The sequence below is a fragment of the Mycobacterium sp. Dal123C01 genome (assembly GCF_052566995.1).
On record NZ_CP199580.1, the window covers coordinates 42,792 to 62,421 of the forward strand.

Below are 19,630 nucleotides of genomic sequence, written 5' to 3' on the forward strand. Positions count from 1 at the left end.
CTTGAGATCTCCTAGCCCTCTTGCTACTCGCCGGTAACTTTACCCTGCAGCTCCTGCAGGGCCGCATCCTTGGCCCGCACGCTTTCGGCCAGCTGGTCCTGGAACGCGACGATCCGGGCCCGTAGCGCCGGGTCGGAGGATCCGAGAATCCGCACCGCCAACAACCCGGCGTTGCGGGCGCCGCCGATGGAGACCGTGGCCACCGGCACACCGGCAGGCATCTGCACGATCGACAGCAGCGAGTCCAGGCCGTCCAGCCGGGCCAGCGGCACCGGCACCCCGATCACCGGCAGCGGTGTTGCGGAGGCGACCATGCCCGGCAGGTGAGCGGCGCCCCCGGCGCCCGCGATGATCACCTCGATGCCGCGGTCGGCCGCGCTCCGGGCGTAGTCGAACATCACGCCCGGGGTGCGATGCGCCGAGATCACCCGGACCTCGGCCGGGATGTCGAACTCGGCCAGCGCCGTGGCGGCGTCCTGCATCACCGACCAGTCGCTGTCGCTGCCCATGATCACCCCGACTCGGGGTCTACTAGTCATGCGGATCCCATCCGTCCGTCCACTGCCCATGTGACATCCAGTGTGCCGCCAGCTCGGCGCGCTCACGCAGCTTCGGCAAGTCCGCGACGTCGTCGCCCACGAAATTGATATGCCCGACCTTGCGGCCCGGGCGCTCGGCCTTGCCGTAGAGGTGAACCCGGGCTTCGGGCATCCGCGCGTACAAGTGGTGCAACCGCTCGTCGACGGTCATCTCCGGCTGTCGCGCGGCGCCCAGCACGTTGGCCATCACCGTCACCGGCGCGATGGCATCGGTGTCGCCGAGCGGGTAGTCCAGCACCGCCCGCAAATGCTGTTCGAACTGGCTGGTGCGCGCCCCGTCCATGGTCCAGTGCCCGGAGTTGTGCGGCCGCATCGCGAGCTCGTTGACGAGCAGTGCGCCGTCGGTGGTCTCGAACAGCTCGACGGCGAGCACACCGACCACACCGAGTTCGGCGGCCAGTCGCAGCGCCAGCTGCTGGGCGGCGGCGGCCACGTTAGCGGTCAGCTCGGGCGCGGGCGCGATCACCAGCACGCAGATCCCGTCGGCCTGCACCGTCTCCACCACCGGCCAGGCCGCACCCTGACCGAACGGGGAGCGGGCCACCAGCGCCGCCAACTCGCGGCGCAGTTGCACCTTCTCCTCGAGCACCACCGGCACGCCGTCAGCGAGGTAGGCGCGGGTGATCTCCCGCGCATCCGCCAGGTCGCGCGCGAGCTGCACGCCGCGGCCGTCGTAACCCCCACGGGCCGTCTTGACGACGAGGGGGGCGTCGAATTGGCCCGCGAACGCGTCCACCTCGTCGAGGCGGTCGAGCGAATCCAGGCCGAGATAGCGCGGCACGGCGGCGCCGAGGGCCTCCAGCCGGCGCCGCATCACGAGCTTGTCCTGCGCGTGCACCAAAGCGTGCGGTGGCGGTGCGACGTTGACGCCCTCGGCGACCAGCTTCTCCAGCAACTCGGTCGGGACGTGCTCATGATCGAATGTCAGCGCATCGGCGCCGGCGGCAACCCGGCGCAGGTCTTCCAGGTCGGTGTGCGACCCGATCACCACATCGGGGGTGACCTGCGCGGCAGGCTCATCGGCGGACTCGGCCAGCACTCGAAGGCGCTGGCCCAGTGCGATCGCGGCCTGGTGTGTCATCCGGGCGAGTTGACCGCCGCCAACCATGGCGACCAGCGGGGTGCGTGTATTCGGCACGGCCATCATGGTGTCACGGCATACAAACTCGCGCGGAAAGGCGTGTTGACCGGCTGCGATGCGAAATCGTTAGGTATCATTTTGCGCCATTTTTGCGTCCGACCGTACACTCACGTGTTGTGTCCTTTGCCGATGCCACAATCGCGCGCCTGCCTCAGGTGTTTCAGCCCTATGCGCAGCGCCATCATGAATTCATCAAATTTGCCATCGTCGGGGGCACCACATTCATTGTCGACTCGGTAATTTTCTACACCCTCAAGCTGTCGATTCTGGAGACCAAGCCGGTCACGGCCAAGGTGATCGCCGGCATCGTCGCGGTCATCGCGTCCTACGTGCTCAACCGGGAGTGGAGCTTCCGCAACCGCGGCGGCCGCGAACGCCATCACGAGGCGCTGCTGTTCTTCGCGTTCAGCGGCGTGGGGGTGCTGCTGAGCATGGCGCCACTGTGGGTTTCCAGCTACATCCTGCAGCTGCGGGAGCCGATGGTGTCGCTGACCGCGGAAAACATCGCCGACTTCATTTCGGCCTACATCATCGGCAACCTGCTGCAGATGGCATTTCGCTTCTGGGCGTTCCGGCGCTGGGTATTCCCCGACCAGTTCGCCCGCAACCCCGACAAGGCACTGGAATCCGCGCTTACCGCGGGCGGGATCGCCGAGGTCTTCGAGGACGAGATCGAGGACGGCAACGTCACCCTGCTGCGCGCCTGGCGCAACCGGACGAGCCGATCGGGTCAGCTCGGTGACTCCTCGGAACCGAGGGTGTCGAAAACTTCGTGATACAGCAGCGCGTGCACCTCGCGCAGCCGCGGAATGTTGTAGAACTCCAACGGATCTTGTGACGCCGACTCGATAATCAGCGTCCCGGTGCGAAACATCCGCTCCCAAATCTTGTCCCGGAATTCGACGCTATTAATCCGTGCCAGCGGGATGTCGATTCCGCTGCGGGTCAGCACTCCGTGCCGATACATCACGCGGCGATTAGTGACGACGAAATGTGTGGTGAGCCAAGTCAAGCACGGCCACAGCGTCAGCCAGCCGACGATCACCAACCAGATCCCCCAGACGACGCCGTGGGTGATGTTCTTGGTGACCTGCTCCCAATGCGTCGAGTTGACGTACCCGGACCCGAACGCCGCCAGCCCGGTCACCAGGATGAAAGTCACGACGGGCCAGATCAATCGCTTCCAGTGCGGGTGGCGATGTATGACTACCTGTTCGCCGGCGGCCAGGGCGTTATCGGGATAGCTCATGTCGTGACATTAGCCCCGCAAATGGACGACGTCACCGGCGGAAACGACGACGGTCTCGTTCCCGGCTGGCCCTTTTGTCTCCAGGCACAGTCTCCCGTGATCGTCGACAGCGCTGGCGGTCCCGACGATTACCTTGCCGCCGGGGAGCTCAGCGCGCACCCGCGTGCCGATAGTCAGACTGCGCGCACGGTAGTCGGCCGCCAACTGCCAATCGGCCCCGCGCGCGGCCTGCCACGCGACGATCCGCCCGCCGAGCTCGCGCAACACCCCGCGGACCAGCTGGTCGCGATCGGGCGCGGCCACGCCCAGGTCGAGCAACGAGGTCGCCCCGGGCCCGTCGACCTCCTCAGGCGCCTGAGTTACGTTGAGCCCCAATCCAATTACCACAACCGGGCGCGCGACCTCGGCCAGGATTCCCGCCAACTTGCCTTTGGAATCCGGCGGGCCCGCGAGCACATCGTTGGGCCACTTGAGGCCCAGTTCCATCCCGGTCCCCTGCAGCAGCGGCGTCACGGCGTCGACCACCGCCACACCGGTGGCCAGCGGCAGCCAGCCCCATCCGGTGACCGGGACGTCGACCACGCTCACCGCGACCGACATGGTGATCTGCGCACGCGGAGAAGCCGACCAGCCGCGGCCGTGTCGCCCACGGCCGGCGGTCTGATGCTCGGCGATCAGCACCGCTCCGGTGATGTCGGTGCCCGCCGCCGCGCGTGCCAGCAGATCGGCGTTGGTGGAACCGGTCTGCTCGACGACATCGAGTTGCCGCCAACCCAATCCGGTGCCGACGAGCTCGCTGCGCAGTGCGGCCGCATCCAGGGGCAGCCTCAGTGATTCCCGGTCCATCACCGTCCAGCCTAGAGTGAGCGCCGGTCTCGCCTGGCGTCGCGCATATCCAAGACGGCCAAGTGGCTGAACAGCATGCTGGTCCCGATCGGATTGCCCCCGCCGGGATAGGCGGTGCCGCTGGGCGCGGCCATCGTGTTACCCGCCGCGTAGAGGCCGGGGATCGGGTTGCCGGACGTGTCGAGCACCCGCGCGGCGGTGTCGGTGCGCAGCCCGCCCTTGGTGCCCAGATCGGACAGGCCGAATGCCGCGGCGTGATAGGGCGGGCGGTCGATGGACACCAGCGGCGACGCGCCCGCCGAGAATGCACGATCGAATGCCTCGTCGCCCCTGCCGAAGTCCTCGTCGACGCCGTCGGCGGCAAAACCGTTGAACCGGGCCACCGTTGCCGCCAGCGAAGGACCCGGCACCCCGATCTTGCCGGCCAATTCCTCGAGGGTGTCCGCGGAGTGCCACAAGCCGGCGGCGACGTACTTCTCGGTCTCCACGATGCTGACGTTGGCCGCCTTCACCGGCGGCACCTCGCCTTCCTTGTCGTCGTAGATCATCCAGTACGGCAACGTGATTGACCCGTCGTGCAGCTGCGCGATGATCTCGCGCCCGGCCCGGTCATAGGCCTGGGACTCGTTGACGAACCGCGTGCCGGACTGGTTCACGAAAATGCCGCCGGTGAACCACAGCGCAAATGCGGAGCGACCATCGGGATGGGTCAAGCCCGGCGACCACCACGCCTCATTCAGCAGGTCGGTGTCACCGCCCGCGGCGATGCCGGCCTGCAGCGCCAGACCACGACTTCCTGGGCCGCCCATGGTGTCTCGCGCCACGCCCGGCACTCCGTACTCGCGGCGCAACTCCTCGTTGTTTTCGAAGCCACCGGCGGCCAGCAGCACGCCCAGGCGGGTGCGGATGGCGCGGCGCTCACCGGCGGTCTCGACGATCGCCCCGGCGACCCGGCCGTCCGACAGCACCAGTTCGACCAGGGTGGTGTCGCGTCGCAGCGACGCCGTCGGGTACTGCCCAATGGCCTTGAGGAATCGCGCGATCAGGGCGCGCCCCCCGACGTAGTAGTCGGGCGGGGTTTCGGCGCCGAGCCGATCGGTATCCAGCGGCCCGCGAATCGCGTCGCGCCATTCCGGCGCGGCGGCCACCTTCAACGGCTTTGCCGCGATGTGGCGCTGGCCGTCCAGCCGCGCCTTGGGCGCCTTCCCGTAGTAATCAGGCCACGGCAGCGGCACGAATTTCAGGTCGGGATCGGACTCCAGGTATTCGATCAGGGGGGCGCCGCCGCGGACGTAGGTCTCCTGCAGGTCGCGCGGGGTACGGTCGCCGACCACGGCGTGGTAGTAGGTCAGCGCGTCTTCGATGGTGTCGTCGGTGCCGGCGCGAACCAGGACCGGATTGCCGGGGAACCACACCCCGCCACCGCCGGAGTAGGCGGTGGTGCCGCCGAACCTGTCGGTGGCCTCGATGAGCAGCACGTCGAGGCCTTCGCGCGCGGCGGTATAGGCACCGGTGACGCCTCCGCCGCCGGACCCGGCCACCAACACATCGTGTTCTTCGGCCCAGTCGACGTCCATCAGCGGAGACTACTTAAGGGCTGGTTAAGAGCAACAGAGGGGATTGCCGATAGCATCGACTCCCATGACAAGCGTTACCGACCACACCGCGGAACCCGCTGCCGAGCACACCATCGACATCCACACCACTGCAGGCAAGCTGGCCGAGCTGCACAAGCGCAGGGAAGAGACGCTGCATCCGGTCGGTGAGACCGCCGTCGAGAAGGTCCACGCCAAGGGCAAGCTGACCGCGCGCGAGCGCATCTACGCCCTGTTGGACGACGACTCGTTCGTGGAACTCGACGCGCTGGCCAAGCACCGCAGCACCAACTTCGGCCTGGAAAGCAACCGACCGGTCGGCGACGGCGTGGTCACCGGTTACGGCACCATCGACGGCCGCGACGTGTGCATCTTCAGCCAGGACGCCACGGTGTTCGGCGGCAGCCTCGGCGAGGTGTACGGCGAGAAGATCGTCAAGATTCAGGAACTGGCCATCAAGACCGGTCGCCCGCTGATCGGCATCAACGACGGCGCGGGCGCACGGATCCAGGAGGGCGTCGTCTCGCTGGGCCTGTACAGCAAGATCTTCCGCAACAACATCCTGGCCTCCGGCGTCATCCCGCAGATCTCGCTGATCATGGGGGCCGCGGCCGGCGGCCATGTGTACTCCCCCGCGCTGACCGACTTCGTGGTGATGGTCGACCAGACCAGCCAGATGTTCATCACCGGGCCCGACGTCATCAAGACCGTCACCGGCGAGGACGTCACCATGGAGGAACTCGGCGGCGCCCACACGCATATGGCCAAGTCGGGCACCTTGCACTACGTCGCCTCCGGCGAGCAGGACGCCTTCGACTGGGTCCGCGACCTGCTGGGCTACCTGCCGCCCAACAACTTCACTGACCCGCCCCGCTACGCCGTGCCGGCTCCGGAAGGTTCGATCGAAGACAACCTCACCGACGAGGACCTCGAGCTGGACACGCTGATCCCGGACTCGCCCAACCAGCCGTACGACATGCACGAAGTGATCACCCGCATCCTCGACGACGACGAGTTCCTGGAGGTCCAGGGGGGCTACGCGCAGAACATCGTCGTCGGGTTCGGCCGCATCGATGGCCGGCCGGTCGGGATCGTGGCCAACCAGCCCACTCAGTTCGCCGGCTGCCTGGACATCAACGCCTCGGAGAAGGCGGCCCGGTTCGTGCGAACCTGCGACTGCTTCAACATCCCGATCATCATGCTGGTCGACGTCCCGGGCTTCCTGCCGGGCACCGGCCAGGAATACAACGGCATCATCCGGCGCGGCGCCAAGCTGCTGTTCGCCTACGGCGAGGCCACCGTCCCCAAAATCACCGTCATCACCCGCAAGGCCTACGGCGGCGCTTACTGCGTGATGGGATCCAAGGACATGGGCTGCGACGTCAACCTGGCCTGGCCAACCGCGCAGATCGCGGTGATGGGCGCCTCCGGTGCGGTCGGCTTCGTCTACCGCAAGCAGCTGAACGAGGCGGCCAAGGAAGGCAAGGACGTCGACGAGCTGCGGCTGCAGTTGCAGCAGGAGTACGAGGACACGTTGGTCAACCCGTACGTCGCCGCCGAGCGAGGCTACGTCGACTCGGTCATCCCGCCGTCGCACACCCGCGGCTACGTCGCCACGGCGCTGCGCCTGCTGGAACGCAAGATCGCCCACCTGCCGCCGAAGAAGCACGGGAACATTCCGCTATGAGTGACGGGAACGAGACGAACGGTTCAGCCCCAGTGAGTGACGAGAGTGCCGACACCGCGGCACCGCACCAGCCGCACATCCAGATCCTGCGGGGCCGTCCCACCGCCCCGGAGTTGGCCGCGTTGATCACCGTGCTGGGCAGCGCCGGGGGTGCACCGCCACCCGCGCAGCCCGAGAGCACCCGCTGGGGACTTCCGGTCGACAAGCTGCGCTACGAGATGTCCAACTACCAGCGGCTCACCATGCAGCAAATCGCGCATCTGAAGCGTTGACCCGGGTCGTACTCGGGTCGGCCTCAACCGGGCGCCTCAAGGTGCTGCGTCAGGCGGGCATCGATCCACTGGTCATCGTCTCCGGCGTCGACGAGGATGGCCTCATCGCGGGCCTGGGACCGAAAGCTTCACCCGGCGAAGTGGTTTGCGCGCTGGCTCGGGCCAAGGCCGAGCAGGTGGCAGGCGAGCTGGATGGCACCGTCGCGGCAGATTGTGTTGTCATCGGTTGTGATTCGATGCTTTACCTCGACGGCCAGCTGTGCGGCAAGCCGGAATCCATCGCAGCTGCGCGTCAGCTCTGGCAGTCGATGGCCGGCCGGTCCGGTCAGCTCTACACCGGCCATTGTGTTATCCGGTTACTGGACAACGAAATTTCTCACTCCGAAGCGGAAACATCAATCACCACAGTGCATTTCGGAACGCCATCGCCCGACGACCTGGAGGCGTACCTGGCCGACGGGGAATCGTTGCGGGTCGCCGGTGGCTTCACCCTGGACGGCCTGGGCGGATGGTTCATCGACGGTGTCGACGGCGACCCGTCGGCCGTGGTGGGAATCGGACTGCCGCTGACGCGCTCACTGCTGCACCGCGCGGGCCTGTCCATCGCCACGTTGTGGGCGGACAACCGGTTTCGACAAAATCGGGGTGGGTAGGCTTTGACCTGTGCCGCTTCCTCCCGATTCAAGCCCCACCCTGTCCGACTACGCCCACCCCGAACGATTAGTCACCGCCGACTGGTTGTCCGGCCACCTGGGCTCGCCCGGTCTGGCGATCGTCGAATCCGACGAGGACGTGTTGCTCTACGACGTCGGTCATATCCCCGGCGCGGTCAAGATTGACTGGCACACCGACCTCAACGACCCGCGCGTCCGCGACTACATCACCGGTGAGCAGTTCGCGGATCTGATGAACCGCAAGGGCATCGCCCGCGACGACACCGTGGTGATCTACGGCGACAAGAGCAACTGGTGGGCCGCCTACGCGCTGTGGGTCTTCACATTGTTCGGCCACCCCGATGTGCGGCTGCTCAATGGCGGGCGTGATCTGTGGCTGTCCGACCGACGGGATACCAGCCTGGAGGTGCCGACCAAGACCTCGACCGGCTATCCCGTCGTAGCGCGCAACGATGCGCCGATCCGCGCCTTCAAAGACGACGTGCTGGGCATCCTCGGCAGCGAGCCGCTGATCGACGTCCGCTCGCCCGACGAGTACACCGGCAAGCGCACGCACATGCCCGACTACCCCGAAGAGGGCGCGCTGCGCGCCGGGCACATCCCCACCGCCCGGTCGATTCCCTGGGGCAAGGCGGCCGACGAGAGCGGTCGGTTCCGCAGCCGTGAGGAGCTTGACGAGCTGTACGGGTTCCTCGGCCCCGAGGACAAGACCGTGGTGTATTGCCGCATCGGCGAGCGATCCAGCCACACCTGGTTCGTGCTCACCCACCTGCTGGGCAAGCCCGACGTCCGCAATTACGACGGCTCGTGGACCGAGTGGGGCAACACCGTGCGGGTGCCGATCGTCGCGGGCGAGGGCCCGGGAGTAGTACCGGCCTGATGGCTGTCCCATGAGCCTGCCCGCTCCCCTAGCCGAGGTGGTGTCCGACTTCGCCGAAGTGCAGGGCCAGGACAAACTCAAGCTTTTGCTGGAGTTCGCCGACGACCTGCCGGACCTGCCGGACGATCTGGCCGAAGCGGCGATGGAGCCCGTTCCCGAATGTCAGTCGCCGCTGTTTCTGCATGTCGACGCGCACGACCCGACTCGGGTGCGGTTGTATTTCAGCGCTCCCGCCGAAGCGCCGACCACGCGCGGATTTGCTTCGATCCTGGCTGCCGGCCTCGACGAACAACCCGCCGCCGCCATCCTGGCAGTGCCCGAGGATTTCTACACCGAGCTGGGTTTGGCCGCTTTAATCAGTCCGCTGCGGTTGCGCGGCATGTCGGCGATGCTGGCCCGCATCAAGCGCCGCTTGCGCGAGACGGGTTGAGTGGGACCGGGTATCAGCGCTCTCGGCGCGCCGCCTAAACTTCCCCCGACAAGACTTGTAAGAAATTCTCTTAGAGACGACGAACGTCCAGTCCCCCAGGAGGCGCAGTGGCTAGTCACGCCAGCTCAAGGATCTCCAAAGTTCTCGTCGCCAACCGCGGCGAGATCGCTGTCCGGGTGATCCGTGCGGCCCGCGATGCGGGCCTGCCCAGCGTGGCGGTGTACGCCGAGCCCGACGCCGATGCACCGCATGTGCGGCTTGCCGACGAGGCGTTCGCTCTGGGCGGGCAAACGTCCGCGGAGTCCTACCTGGACTTCGGCAAGATCCTCGATGCGGCGGCCAAGTCCGGCGCCAATGCCATCCACCCCGGCTACGGCTTCCTGTCGGAGAACGCCGACTTCGCCCAGGCGGTCCTGGACGCCGGCCTGATCTGGATCGGGCCCAGCCCGCAGTCGATCCGCGACCTTGGCGACAAGGTCACCGCCCGCCACATCGCCGCCCGCGCGCAGGCCCCGCTGGTGCCCGGCACCCCCGACCCGGTCAAGAACGCCGACGAGGTGGTGGCCTTCGCCAAGGAATACGGCGTGCCGATCGCGATCAAGGCCGCCTTCGGCGGCGGCGGTCGCGGCATGAAGGTGGCCCGCACGCTCGAGGAGATCCCCGAACTGTTCGACTCGGCCACCCGTGAGGCCGTCTCGGCCTTCGGCCGCGGCGAGTGCTTCGTCGAGCGCTACCTGGACAAGCCCCGCCACGTCGAGGCGCAGGTGATCGCCGACCAGCACGGCAACGTCGTCGTCGCCGGCACCCGGGACTGCTCACTGCAGCGCCGCTTCCAGAAGCTCGTCGAAGAGGCTCCGGCGCCGTTCCTCACCGACGCGCAGCGCAAGGAGATCCACGAGTCGGCCAAGCGGATCTGCAAAGAGGCCCACTACTACGGCGCCGGCACCGTCGAATACCTGGTCGGCCAGGACGGGTTGATCTCGTTCCTGGAGGTCAACACCCGTCTACAGGTCGAGCACCCGGTCACCGAGGAGACCGCGGGCATCGACCTGGTGCTGCAACAGTTCAAGATCGCCAACGGCGAGAAGCTCGACATCACCGAGGACCCGACACCACGCGGGCACGCGATCGAATTCCGGATCAACGGCGAGGACGCCGGACGCGGCTTCCTGCCCGCGCCCGGCCCGGTGACCCGGTACGACACACCCAGCGGCCCCGGTGTCCGGCTGGACTCCGGCGTCGAGGCCGGCTCGGTGATCGGCGGCCAGTTCGACTCGATGCTGTCCAAGCTGATCGTGTACGGCGCCACCCGCGAGGAGGCGCTGGCGCGCTCCCGCCGGGCACTGGATGAATTCCACGTCGAGGGCCTGGCCACGGTCATCCCGTTCCACCGCGCCGTGGTGAGAGACCCGGCCTTCATCGGGGACGACAACGGCTTCACGGTCCACACCCGCTGGATCGAGACGGAGTGGGACAACACCGTCGAGCCGTTCACCGGTGGCGAGCCCCTCGAGGAAGAGGACACCAGGCCCCGGCAGAAGGTCGTCGTCGAGGTCGACGGCCGCCGGCTCGAGGTTTCGCTGCCCGGTGATCTGGCGCTGTCCAACGGCGCCGCCGATCCTGCCGGTGTCATTCGCAAGAAGCCGAAGCCCCGCAAGCGCGGTGCGCACGGCGGCGCGGCGGCCTCCGGTGACGCGGTCACCGCCCCCATGCAGGGCACCGTGGTCAAGGTCGCGGTCGAGGAAGGACAGCAGGTCGCCGTCGGTGACCTGGTCGTCGTCCTCGAGGCGATGAAGATGGAGAACCCGGTCACCGCGCACAAGGAGGGCACCATCACCGGACTCGCGGTCGAGGCCGGCGCTGCCATCACTCAGGGCACGGTGCTCGCCGAGATCAAATAGCTGCCGACCAGTTCCTGGGAATCAGCTAAGAACGGTGTCGGGTTGACTCGACCCCGGGTAAGGTTCAGCTCAGGTTGAGTTCACAGCCACCCGGACCACGTCAGCGCGGCGCCGAAGGCGAATTCACCGTTGGCGTCGTCCACAGCACCAGTCCTCAGTTGAGGGAGTGAAGCAATGTCTGTGGCCCAATCTTGGCAGCAATGCCGTACCGCCCAATTCAGTGCTCGATGGACCACCACGGGCACGGTGATCATCGTGAACGGCGAGCTCGACGCCGCCAACTCGGATCAGCTCGCTGTCTATGTCCAGCGCAATGCCCGCCGCGCCAAGCGAGTGATTCTCGACCTGCGCAAGGTGGATTTTATTGGTACTGCGGGCTTTTCGGCTCTGCACCGCATTAACGTGGTGTGCTCGGGCGCCCAGCTGAACTGGGCGATGGTGCCGAGCGCGGCGGTGTCCCGGTTGCTGCGTGTCTGCGATCCCGACGGCACCCTGCCGGTGACCACGCCGATAAAGGAGCCGCTGCTCGAGCCGGCCGCCTGGACCGACGGCCGCCAGCCGCGGCCGCTACTCCAACTGGTCGCGCAGGCGCGTTAGCGATTTAGCCAGCAGGCGCGACACGTGCATCTGCGAAATGCCGACTCGCTCGGCGATCTGGGTTTGTGTCATCGAGTCGAAGAACCTCAGCACCAACACCGTTCGCTCCCGCTCGGGCAGGCTCTCCAGCAACGGGCGTAGCGACTCGCGGTTCTCGATGCGATCGATGCTGGCGTCTACGTCGCCCAGCGTGTCCGCGATGGCACGGGCGTCGTCGTCATCTCCGCCGCCACCGCCGCTGTCGATGGACAGCGTGTTGTAGGAGCTGCCCGCCACCAGACCCTCGACGACTTCGGCGCGGTCCATTTCCAGCTCGGCCGCGAGTTCGGTTGCGGTGGGCGCCCGGCCGAGGCGTTGCGACAGGTCGGCGGTGGCGGTGCCGAGCCGCAGATGCAGCTCCTTGAGGCGCCGCGGAACCTTGACCGACCAGCTGTTGTCGCGGAAGTGGCGGCGGACCTCACCCATGATCGTGGGCACCGCGAACGACACGAAGTCGGATCCGGCGTTGACGTCGAAGCGCACCACGGCGTTGACCAGCCCGACCCGCGCGACCTGAACCAAGTCGTCGCGTGGTTCGCCACGGCCCTCGAATCGACGGGCGATGTGATCGGCCAGCGGCAAGCACCGCTCGACGATCTTGTCCCGCTGGCGCTGGAATTCCGCCGATTCGGCGGAGATGGTGGCCAGCTCACGGAACATATCCGGAACATCGGCGTATTCGTTAGGGCGCGAGCTCGAACCGCCGGCAGCTTGCGCTGTCACCGGCCAACGGCCGCCCGTCGCGCCGTCAGCCTGATACCGAAAACGCTGCCGGTTTCATTGGGTTCGCGGCCATCATGGAAAGTCTGGACGTCGTCGGCCAGCGACGTCAGGACATGCCAACTGAAGCTGCCGGGCGACACCACATCGTGGGTGTCACATTCCGCGGACGCCTCCACCACCAGTTCGTTCTCTTGCGGGTCGACCACCACGACGAGCGTCGCGTCCGCAGTGGCCGACCGGATCAACCGGGTGCACACTTCATCGACCGCGAGCCGCAAATCCGCCACCGCGTCGAAATCCAGGTCCTCGTAGGTGCCGATCGCACCCACCAGCGTGCGCAGCATCGCCAGGTTCTCCAGGCGCGCAGCAACATGCAATTCGACGGCTCTGTGGCCGCGTTGACGCTTTTCAGCGCGCAAACCAATATCGGTCATAGGGTCTCCCGGCAACGTTTGACTCACACTATCCCTCGCTTTGGAGCGCGCCCTTGGACGCTACAGCCCATCCGGTTAGCCATGATCGCCGCCGGGTATCTCACTCGACATGGATGCGTCTGACGCAACCGGCAAACCCCGAACACGCACGCTTGGGCGCATCGCGGTAATTGCCGGGATCACACTGGTCCTTCTGATCGTCATCGCAGTAGGCATCTACGTCGGCGCTTTCATGATTCTGTCCCCCATGATGGGGTGAGCGCCTCGCGCAAAATCATCGCCGGCACTCATCATGGTCTACTGCTGATACCCACTCGACGACGCCCATAACCTACGAGTTTCGGGCAGCCCGGCGCGCTGTTAGCTGGCGGGTCGTTGCCTGCTCACGTCGGGGTGTTCGAGGTACCACCGATCGAAGATCCGGCGCACGCGTCGATGCTCGACCGCCAGCCACACCAGGCCCGCCACCGTGACGACCACCGCGGTCACGCCTGCGGTCATGCCCTCCTGTTGATGTCCGGTGCCGAAGGCGGCGAGGCTGCCACAGACCGCGACCACACCGGCCACCACCATGAGGTATCCGGGCCAGTGCAAGACATCGATCAATGATTCGCCGGCGAGTGGCCGCGTCGTCCGCAAGTGGTCGACGGGGTCGTGATAGGTGTCTCCCATAGCTGCTCCTCGGGGTCGCACCATTAATTATTGAGCCCCAGAGCGGGCCCGGCAATGGCCGGAACACTCATGGAGACCGTCACGATCATCAGCGTCAACAAAAACCAGCCCGCGCCGTGCCATCCCCACCACGTGCCCTCGCTGCGCCAGACCCGGCACGTGCGCACAAACGCCCACAGGCCGGCGACCAACAGGATCAGCGGTCCCCCGAACGCCAGGAAGGTCCGCTGCGGTGCGCCGCAGGCCACCGTGTCCATACCCGTGCCCGGGCAGGTGCTGACCCACAGGGCGGCCATGACGATGAATCCGACCGCCGCAGCCGTCGCAAGGACAGCAAAACGGATGGCGGCGCGCACCTCGCCGTCTTCCTGGCCCAGGCGATCGCCGCGTGATCGCTCATCTGCTTTCGGCATTTGAGAACCTCATATCCCGCGCGCTGACTGCATGTGGTGTTTCGTCCGCGCCGACGGATTTGTTACCGCGTTCTGCAATTTTTGCGCCCCGACTGCTGGTCAGGTACCCCCGGCCGACCGCGGTTAACCGCCCCGGCCCTAGGCCGCGGCCGTCAAGACGTCGCGAACAGCCGCAATTGCCAGGTCGATTTCTGTCCGCGAAACCGTCAGCGCGGGACGGAATCGAACGCCGTCCTTTCCGGCGGGCAACACAATCACGCAGCGCTGCCACAGCTGGGCGATCAACTCGTCACGATCGGCGGTGGCCGGCAGACTGAACGCGCACATCAATCCGCGGCCGCGGGGGTCGATCACCATCGCCGGGAACTCGTCGGCGAGTTCGTCGAGCCGGTCGCGCAGGTAGCGGCCCTGCTCGGCGGCACGGTCGAACAGCTCGTCGGCCTCGATGACCTCCAGAATGCGGCGCGCACGCACCATGTCGGTCAGATTGCCGCCCCATGTCGAGTTGATCCGGGAGGCGACGGCGAACACGTTGTCGGCGATCTCGTCCACCCGGCGGCCTGCCATCACTCCGCACACCTGCGTCTTCTTGCCGAACGCCACCACGTCGGGCGCCACGCCCAATTGCTGGTACGCCCAAGGGGTTCCGGTCAACCCGCAGCCGGTCTGTACCTCGTCGAAGATCAGCAGGGCGTCGTATTCGTCGCACAGGTCGCGCATCGCGGCGAAGAACTCGGGCCGGAAGTGCCGGTCGCCGCCTTCGCCCTGGATGGGTTCGGCGACAAAGCACGCGATGTCGTGCGGGTACGCCTCGAAGGCGGCGCGGGCCTGGCGCAGCGACTCGGCTTCCAGCGCGTCCATGTCGGCGCCCGGCCGAACGTAGGGAGCGTCGATGCGCGGCCAGTCGAATTTCGGGAAGCGGGCGACGCTGACGGGTTTGGTGTTGGTCAGCGAAAGGGTGTAGCCGCTGCGCCCGTGGAACGCGCCGCGCAGGTGCAGCACCCGCGTACCGAGCTCGGGGTCGATGCCGCGCGCCTCGTTGTGCCGGCTCTTCCAGTCGAACGCGACCTTGAGCGCGTTCTCCACCGCCAGCGCGCCACCTTCGACGAAGAACAGGTGCGGTAGCGCCGGGTCGCCCAGGACACGGGCGAAGGTCTCGACGAAGGTGGCCATCGCCACCGTGCAGACGTCGGCGTTGCTCGGCTTGTTCAGCGCGGCCTCGATCAGTTCGGCGCGAAACTCCTCGTCGTCGGCGAGCGCCGGATGATTCATCCCCAGCGCCGACGACGAGACGAAGGTGAACATGTCGAGGTAGCTCCGGCCATCGCGGGCGTCGACCAGATAGGAGCCCGTCGAACGGGTCAGATCGAGCACCAAGTCAAAACCATCGACGAGCATGTTGCGGGACAACAGATCATGGACCCAGTGGGCTTCCGTCACGGCGGCAGTCATACCGACCATACTAGCCGTTTTTTACGGAATCATGACGCTATCGTCGTAAATATTATGGTATGTGTTGCCGATCACTGTAAAATGTATTGAGGATGATGGTGCTTCGGGTCTGGACATTTGCCGCTGTCCGGATCCGCTGCAGCAGCTCCTCGAGCACCCGCGCGGACCCGACACGCACCAGCAACACGTAACTTTCCTCGCCGGCCACCGAGTGGCACGCCTCGATCTCCTCGATGTGTGCCAGCCGGGCGGGCGCATCATCGGGTTGGGAAGGATCAAGAGGAGTGATGGCCACGAACGCCGACAGCAGCTGCCCGACCGCCTCCGGGTTGATCCGCGCGGAGTACCCCGAGACCACACCGCGGGCCTCCAGCCGGCGCACCCGCGACTGGACCGCCGAGACCGATAGTCCGGCGCTCGCGGCCAGCTCCGCCAGCGTGGCGCGTCCGTCGGCAACCAGCTGGCGCATCAGGATCCGGTCGATGTCGTCGAGCGTCTCACTCATGGCCGGAGATTATCCATGAGCCGCGCCAAAAGGCTGGTGAGCTGGCAGCTTCGCGAGCGCTTCGCGGCCGGGCTATCGGCCATGTACGCCGGCGAGGTGCCCGCCTACGGCACCCTGGTCGAGATCAGCGAGCAGGTCAACTCCGAACACGTGGCACGTCATCCGGGCGCCGAGCGTCTCGGCTCGTTGCAGCGGGTCACCGCCGAGCGGCACGGCGCCATCCGGGTCGGCGGCCCGGCCGAACTGGCTGCCGTCGCCGAGTTGTTCGCCGCGTTCGGCATGCTGCCGGTCGGCTACTACGATCTGCGCCGCGCCCGCTCGCCGGTTCCGGTGGTATCGACGGCTTTTCGGCCCATCGAGGCAAAAGAGCTGGCGCGCAATCCGTTTCGGGTGTTCACGTCGATGCTGGCCACCCGCGACGCCCGGTACTTCGATCCTGACCTGCGTACCCGCGTCGAGACGTTCATCGCGCGCCGCCAATTGTTCGACCCCGCCTTGCTTGACCGGGCGCGGATCATCGCTGCCGAGGGCGCCTGCGACGTCGAGGAGGCGCAGGCTTTCGTCGCAGCCGCGGTGGCCGCATTCGCGTTGTCGCGCGAACCGATCAACAAGTCCTGGTACGACGAGTTGTCGCGGGTGTCGGCGGTGGCCGCCGACATCGCGGGGGTGTGTTCCACCCACATCAACCACCTGACGCCGCGGGTTCTCGACATCGACGATCTGTATCAGCGGATGACCGAACGCGGCATCACCATGATCGATGCCATCCAGGGCCCGCCCCGCACCGACGGTCCCGCAGTGTTGTTGCGCCAGACGTCGTTTCGCGCACTCGCCGAACCATGCCTGTTTCGCGGCCGGGACGGCACGCTGAGCCCGGGAAATCTGCGGGTGCGATTCGGCGAAGTCGAGGCGCGCGGTGTCGCGCTGACCCCGCGCGGGCGCGAGCGCTACGACGCGGCGATGGCGTCCGGTGATCCCGCTCGAGGGTGGGGCGACTACTTCCCGTCGACCGACACCGAGATGGCCGCGCAGCGACTGGCCTACTACCGCGGCCGCGACCCGGCGGCACCCATCGTCTACGAAGACTTCTTGCCGGCGTCGGCGGCGGGTATTTTCCGGTCCAACCTGGACCGCGACACCCGGGCCGGGTTCCACACCGGGGACGTCGCCGCCGATTCCGAATACGACGTCGAGTGGCTGGCCGGGGCGATCGGCCACCATATCTACGACCCCTACGCTCTCTATGAGGAGGAGGCATCGGCGTGACGACCCCTGATGAGTTACGCGCCCGGGCACGTCAGGCCCTGCAGGCAATAGGCGCCGACGTCAGCCTCGGCGAGCCCGGCGGGCCGGGACTGCCGGCCAGCACGCCGATCACCGGCGAGGTGCTCTTCACCGTCGCACGCTCCACACCCGAGCAGGTCGATCACACCATCGCCGCGGCGGCCGAGGCGTTTACGGCGTGGCGAGACACACCGGCTCCGGTGCGTGGCGCGCTGGTGGCCCGGCTCGGCGAGCTGCTCGGCGAACACAAGAACGACCTCGCGACTCTGGTGACTCTCGAGGTCGGCAAGATCCCCTCCGAAGCCCTGGGCGAAGTGCAGGAAATGATCGACATCTGCCAGTTCGCGGTCGGCCTGTCACGCCAGCTCTACGGCCGGACCATCGCCTCGGAGCGCCCCGGCCACCGGCTGCTCGAGACCTGGCATCCGCTCGGCGTCGTCGGGGTGATCACCGCGTTCAACTTCCCGATCGCGGTCTGGGCGTGGAACACCGCGGTGGCACTGGTGTGCGGGGACACGGTGGTGTGGAAGCCCTCGGAGCTCACGCCGTTGACGGCGCTGGCCTGTCAGGCGCTGATCGACCGGGCCGCCGCCGACGTCGGCGCGCCACCCGCGGTGAGCGGACTGGTGCTGGGCGATCGTGACCTGGGCGAGCAGCTGGTCGACGATCCCCGGGTCGCGCTGTTGTCCGCGACCGGGTCGGTGCGGATGGGCCAGCAGGTGGGTCCGCGCGTGGCGGCGCGCTTCGGGCGGGTGCTGCTGGAGCTGGGCGGCAACAACGCGGCGATCGTGACGCCGTCGGCCGACCTGGACCTGGCGGTGCGCGCGATTGTCTTCGCCGCCGCCGGCACCGCCGGTCAGCGGTGCACCAGCCTGCGCCGGCTGATCGTGCACCGCTCGGTGGCCGACTCAGTCGTGAAGCGGGTGGCGGCCGCCTATCGGCAGCTGCCCATCGGCGACCCGTCGGCGCCGGGCACGCTCATCGGCCCGCTCATTCACGAGACCGCCTACCGCGACATGGTGGGGGCGCTGGAACAGGCCCGCGCCGAGGGCGGCGAGGTGATCGGCGGCGACCGCCAGGACAGCGGCGCCGACGAGCATCCCGGCGCCTACTACGTCGCGCCCGCCGTGGTGCGAATGCCCGCGCAGAGCGACATCGTGGCTACCGAAACGTTTGCGCCGATCCTCTACGTGCTGACCTACGAGGATCTGGACGAGGCGATCGCCCTCAACAACGGCGTGCCGCAAGGGCTCTCGTCGGCCATTTTCAGCACCGACCTGCGGGAGGCCGAGCGCTTCCTGCACGGGTCCGACTGCGGCATCGCCAACGTCAATATCGGCACGTCAGGGGCCGAAATCGGTGGTGCGTTCGGCGGCGAGAAGCAGACCGGCGGCGGACGGGAATCGGGTTCGGATGCGTGGCAGGCCTACATGCGACGCGCCACCAACACCGTCAACTACTCCAGCGATCTGCCGCTGGCCCAAGGTGTGGAGTTCGGATAAACGCAGTCTGAATTGTGACGTGTGCTTCGTGAGTACTATCTGACACATGCCAACGGCTAGGAGGCGGTTGTCCCCCGAGGATCGACGCGCCGAACTGCTCGCATTAGGAGCGGAAGTCTTCGGGAAGCGGCCCTACGACGAGGTCCGCATCGACGAGATCGCCGAGCGTGCCGGCGTCTCCCGAGCCTTGATGTACCACTACTTTCCCGACAAACGAGCGTTCTTCGCCGCAGTGGTCAAGGACGAGGCCGATCGGCTGTACGAGTCGACCAACAAAGAGCCCGTCACCGGCCTGACGATGTTCGAAGAGGCGCGGATGGGCGTGCTGGCCTACATGGCCTACCACGAGCAGAACCCGGAAGCCGCCTGGGCGGCCTACGTCGGCCTGGGGCGGTCCGACCCGGTTCTGCTCGGCGTCGAGGACGACGCCAAAAACCGCCAGCTGGAGCTCATCATGACCCGGATCGGCGAGGTGGTGGCCAAGACCCCCGGGCAAGCGGCGCTGCACAAGGACGTCGAGCGAGATCTGCGAGTCATCCTCAACGGCTGGATCGCGTTCACCTTCGAGCTGTGCCGCCAGCGCATCATCGACCCCACCACCAGCGCCGAACGCCTGGCCGACTCGTGCGCGCACACGCTGCTGGACGCGATCACCCGGGTACCCGAGATCCCCGACGAACTGGCCCACGCGATGGCCACCTCTCGTCACCAGCCGCAGTAGACGTTTTGTCGGTG

The 19,630-nt window shown here is 67.0% G+C and carries 22 protein-coding genes; 11 read left to right on the top strand and 11 right to left on the bottom strand.

What is annotated here, in order from left to right; translation table 11 throughout:
* Nucleotides 1-23: 23 nt before the first annotated feature.
* Both purE and ACTXG5_RS00160 read right to left on the bottom strand, forming a co-directional pair.
* On the bottom strand, nucleotides 24-539 hold the full coding sequence (purE, locus tag ACTXG5_RS00155) for a 5-(carboxyamino)imidazole ribonucleotide mutase (protein ID WP_445161782.1): 516 nt from the start codon (nucleotides 537-539) through the stop codon (nucleotides 24-26).
* Nucleotides 532-1,746 (bottom strand): 5-(carboxyamino)imidazole ribonucleotide synthase, encoded by a 1,215-nt coding sequence (locus ACTXG5_RS00160; RefSeq protein ID WP_445161783.1) that lies wholly within the window; start codon nucleotides 1,744-1,746, stop codon nucleotides 532-534. Before ACTXG5_RS00160 ends, purE begins: the two co-directional genes overlap by 8 nt.
* A 110-nt stretch (nucleotides 1,747-1,856) precedes the next feature.
* Between ACTXG5_RS00160 and ACTXG5_RS00165 the strand changes: the two genes are divergently transcribed.
* Entirely contained in the window at nucleotides 1,857-2,516 is a 660-nt protein-coding gene (locus ACTXG5_RS00165) for a GtrA family protein (protein WP_445161784.1), read from the top strand.
* Here ACTXG5_RS00165 and ACTXG5_RS00170 read toward each other — a convergent pair.
* Genes ACTXG5_RS00170 through ACTXG5_RS00180 form a run of 3 tightly spaced genes read right to left on the bottom strand, consistent with a single transcriptional unit; the run spans nucleotide 2,471 to nucleotide 5,412 of the window.
* Entirely contained in the window at nucleotides 2,471-2,989 is a 519-nt protein-coding gene (locus tag ACTXG5_RS00170; protein WP_445161785.1) for a PH domain-containing protein, read from the bottom strand. The genes ACTXG5_RS00165 and ACTXG5_RS00170 overlap by 46 nt on opposite strands.
* A 9-nt stretch (nucleotides 2,990-2,998) precedes the next feature.
* On the bottom strand, nucleotides 2,999-3,838 hold the full coding sequence (locus tag ACTXG5_RS00175; protein ID WP_445161786.1) for a biotin--[acetyl-CoA-carboxylase] ligase: 840 nt from the start codon (nucleotides 3,836-3,838) through the stop codon (nucleotides 2,999-3,001).
* Nucleotides 3,839-3,846: 8 nt separating this feature from the next.
* Nucleotides 3,847-5,412, bottom strand: a complete 1,566-nt coding sequence (locus ACTXG5_RS00180; RefSeq protein ID WP_445161787.1) for an FAD-binding protein — start codon at nucleotides 5,410-5,412, stop codon at nucleotides 3,847-3,849.
* Between the two features lie 64 nt (nucleotides 5,413-5,476).
* Here ACTXG5_RS00180 and ACTXG5_RS00185 point away from each other — a divergent pair, with 64 nt between their 5' ends.
* From ACTXG5_RS00185 to ACTXG5_RS00215, 7 genes are all read left to right on the top strand, one after another.
* Complete coding sequence (locus ACTXG5_RS00185) at nucleotides 5,477-7,117, top strand: acyl-CoA carboxylase subunit beta (protein ID WP_445161788.1); 1,641 nt, start codon at nucleotides 5,477-5,479, stop codon at nucleotides 7,115-7,117.
* Entirely contained in the window at nucleotides 7,114-7,389 is a 276-nt protein-coding gene (locus ACTXG5_RS00190) for an acyl-CoA carboxylase subunit epsilon (RefSeq protein ID WP_445161789.1), read from the top strand. Before ACTXG5_RS00185 ends, ACTXG5_RS00190 begins: the two co-directional genes overlap by 4 nt.
* Complete coding sequence (locus tag ACTXG5_RS00195) at nucleotides 7,386-8,042, top strand: Maf family protein (RefSeq protein WP_445161790.1); 657 nt, start codon at nucleotides 7,386-7,388, stop codon at nucleotides 8,040-8,042. The genes ACTXG5_RS00190 and ACTXG5_RS00195 overlap by 4 nt, the downstream gene beginning before the upstream one ends.
* 10 nt (nucleotides 8,043-8,052) lie before the next feature.
* Entirely contained in the window at nucleotides 8,053-8,943 is an 891-nt protein-coding gene (locus ACTXG5_RS00200; RefSeq protein WP_445161791.1) for a sulfurtransferase, read from the top strand.
* 10 nt (nucleotides 8,944-8,953) lie between these two features.
* Nucleotides 8,954-9,373 carry a SufE family protein gene (locus ACTXG5_RS00205; RefSeq protein ID WP_445161792.1) on the top strand — a complete coding sequence of 140 codons (420 nt, stop codon included), beginning with the start codon at nucleotides 8,954-8,956 and terminating at the stop codon, nucleotides 9,371-9,373.
* Between the two features lie 107 nt (nucleotides 9,374-9,480).
* Nucleotides 9,481-11,274, top strand: coding sequence for an ATP-binding protein (locus tag ACTXG5_RS00210; protein ID WP_445161793.1), 1,794 nt, complete (start codon nucleotides 9,481-9,483; stop codon nucleotides 11,272-11,274).
* A gap of 174 nt (nucleotides 11,275-11,448) precedes the next feature.
* Complete coding sequence (locus ACTXG5_RS00215; RefSeq protein WP_445161794.1) at nucleotides 11,449-11,871, top strand: STAS domain-containing protein; 423 nt, start codon at nucleotides 11,449-11,451, stop codon at nucleotides 11,869-11,871.
* Here the strand turns inward: ACTXG5_RS00215 and ACTXG5_RS00220 are convergent.
* The 6 genes from ACTXG5_RS00220 to ACTXG5_RS00245 form a co-directional block, all read right to left on the bottom strand.
* Nucleotides 11,842-12,633 (bottom strand): RNA polymerase sigma factor SigF, encoded by a 792-nt coding sequence (locus ACTXG5_RS00220; RefSeq protein WP_445161795.1) that lies wholly within the window; start codon nucleotides 12,631-12,633, stop codon nucleotides 11,842-11,844. The two genes, ACTXG5_RS00215 and ACTXG5_RS00220, sit on opposite strands and share 30 nt — an antisense overlap.
* Nucleotides 12,630-13,067, bottom strand: a complete 438-nt coding sequence (locus ACTXG5_RS00225) for an anti-sigma factor (protein WP_445161796.1) — start codon at nucleotides 13,065-13,067, stop codon at nucleotides 12,630-12,632. The genes ACTXG5_RS00220 and ACTXG5_RS00225 overlap by 4 nt, the downstream gene beginning before the upstream one ends.
* Before the next feature lie 360 nt (nucleotides 13,068-13,427).
* Nucleotides 13,428-13,739: a protein UsfY gene (gene usfY / locus ACTXG5_RS00230; RefSeq protein WP_445161797.1), complete on the bottom strand. Its 312-nt coding sequence runs from the start codon at nucleotides 13,737-13,739 to the stop codon at nucleotides 13,428-13,430.
* Between the two features lie 23 nt (nucleotides 13,740-13,762).
* Nucleotides 13,763-14,152, bottom strand: a complete 390-nt coding sequence (locus ACTXG5_RS00235; protein WP_445161798.1) for a hypothetical protein — start codon at nucleotides 14,150-14,152, stop codon at nucleotides 13,763-13,765.
* Nucleotides 14,153-14,290: 138 nt separating this feature from the next.
* Nucleotides 14,291-15,613: an L-lysine 6-transaminase gene (gene lat, locus ACTXG5_RS00240; RefSeq protein WP_445161799.1), complete on the bottom strand. Its 1,323-nt coding sequence runs from the start codon at nucleotides 15,611-15,613 to the stop codon at nucleotides 14,291-14,293.
* Between the two features lie 43 nt (nucleotides 15,614-15,656).
* The gene (locus ACTXG5_RS00245) at nucleotides 15,657-16,109 is read right to left on the bottom strand and encodes an Lrp/AsnC family transcriptional regulator (protein ID WP_445161800.1); all 453 of its coding nucleotides are present in this window, start codon (nucleotides 16,107-16,109) and stop codon (nucleotides 15,657-15,659) included.
* A 15-nt stretch (nucleotides 16,110-16,124) separates the two neighbouring features.
* On the opposite strand from ACTXG5_RS00245, the gene hglS reads away from it, so the two are divergent.
* The 3 genes from hglS to ACTXG5_RS00260 are packed head-to-tail and all read left to right on the top strand — an operon-like array spanning nucleotide 16,125 to nucleotide 19,616.
* Nucleotides 16,125-17,375: a 2-oxoadipate dioxygenase/decarboxylase gene (gene hglS / locus ACTXG5_RS00250; RefSeq protein WP_445161801.1), complete on the top strand. Its 1,251-nt coding sequence runs from the start codon at nucleotides 16,125-16,127 to the stop codon at nucleotides 17,373-17,375.
* The gene (amaB, locus tag ACTXG5_RS00255; RefSeq protein WP_445161802.1) at nucleotides 17,372-18,895 is read left to right on the top strand and encodes an L-piperidine-6-carboxylate dehydrogenase; all 1,524 of its coding nucleotides are present in this window, start codon (nucleotides 17,372-17,374) and stop codon (nucleotides 18,893-18,895) included. The genes hglS and amaB overlap by 4 nt, the downstream gene beginning before the upstream one ends.
* A gap of 46 nt (nucleotides 18,896-18,941) precedes the next feature.
* Nucleotides 18,942-19,616, top strand: coding sequence for a TetR/AcrR family transcriptional regulator (locus ACTXG5_RS00260; protein WP_445161803.1), 675 nt, complete (start codon nucleotides 18,942-18,944; stop codon nucleotides 19,614-19,616).
* Nucleotides 19,617-19,630: the final 14 nt, after the last annotated feature.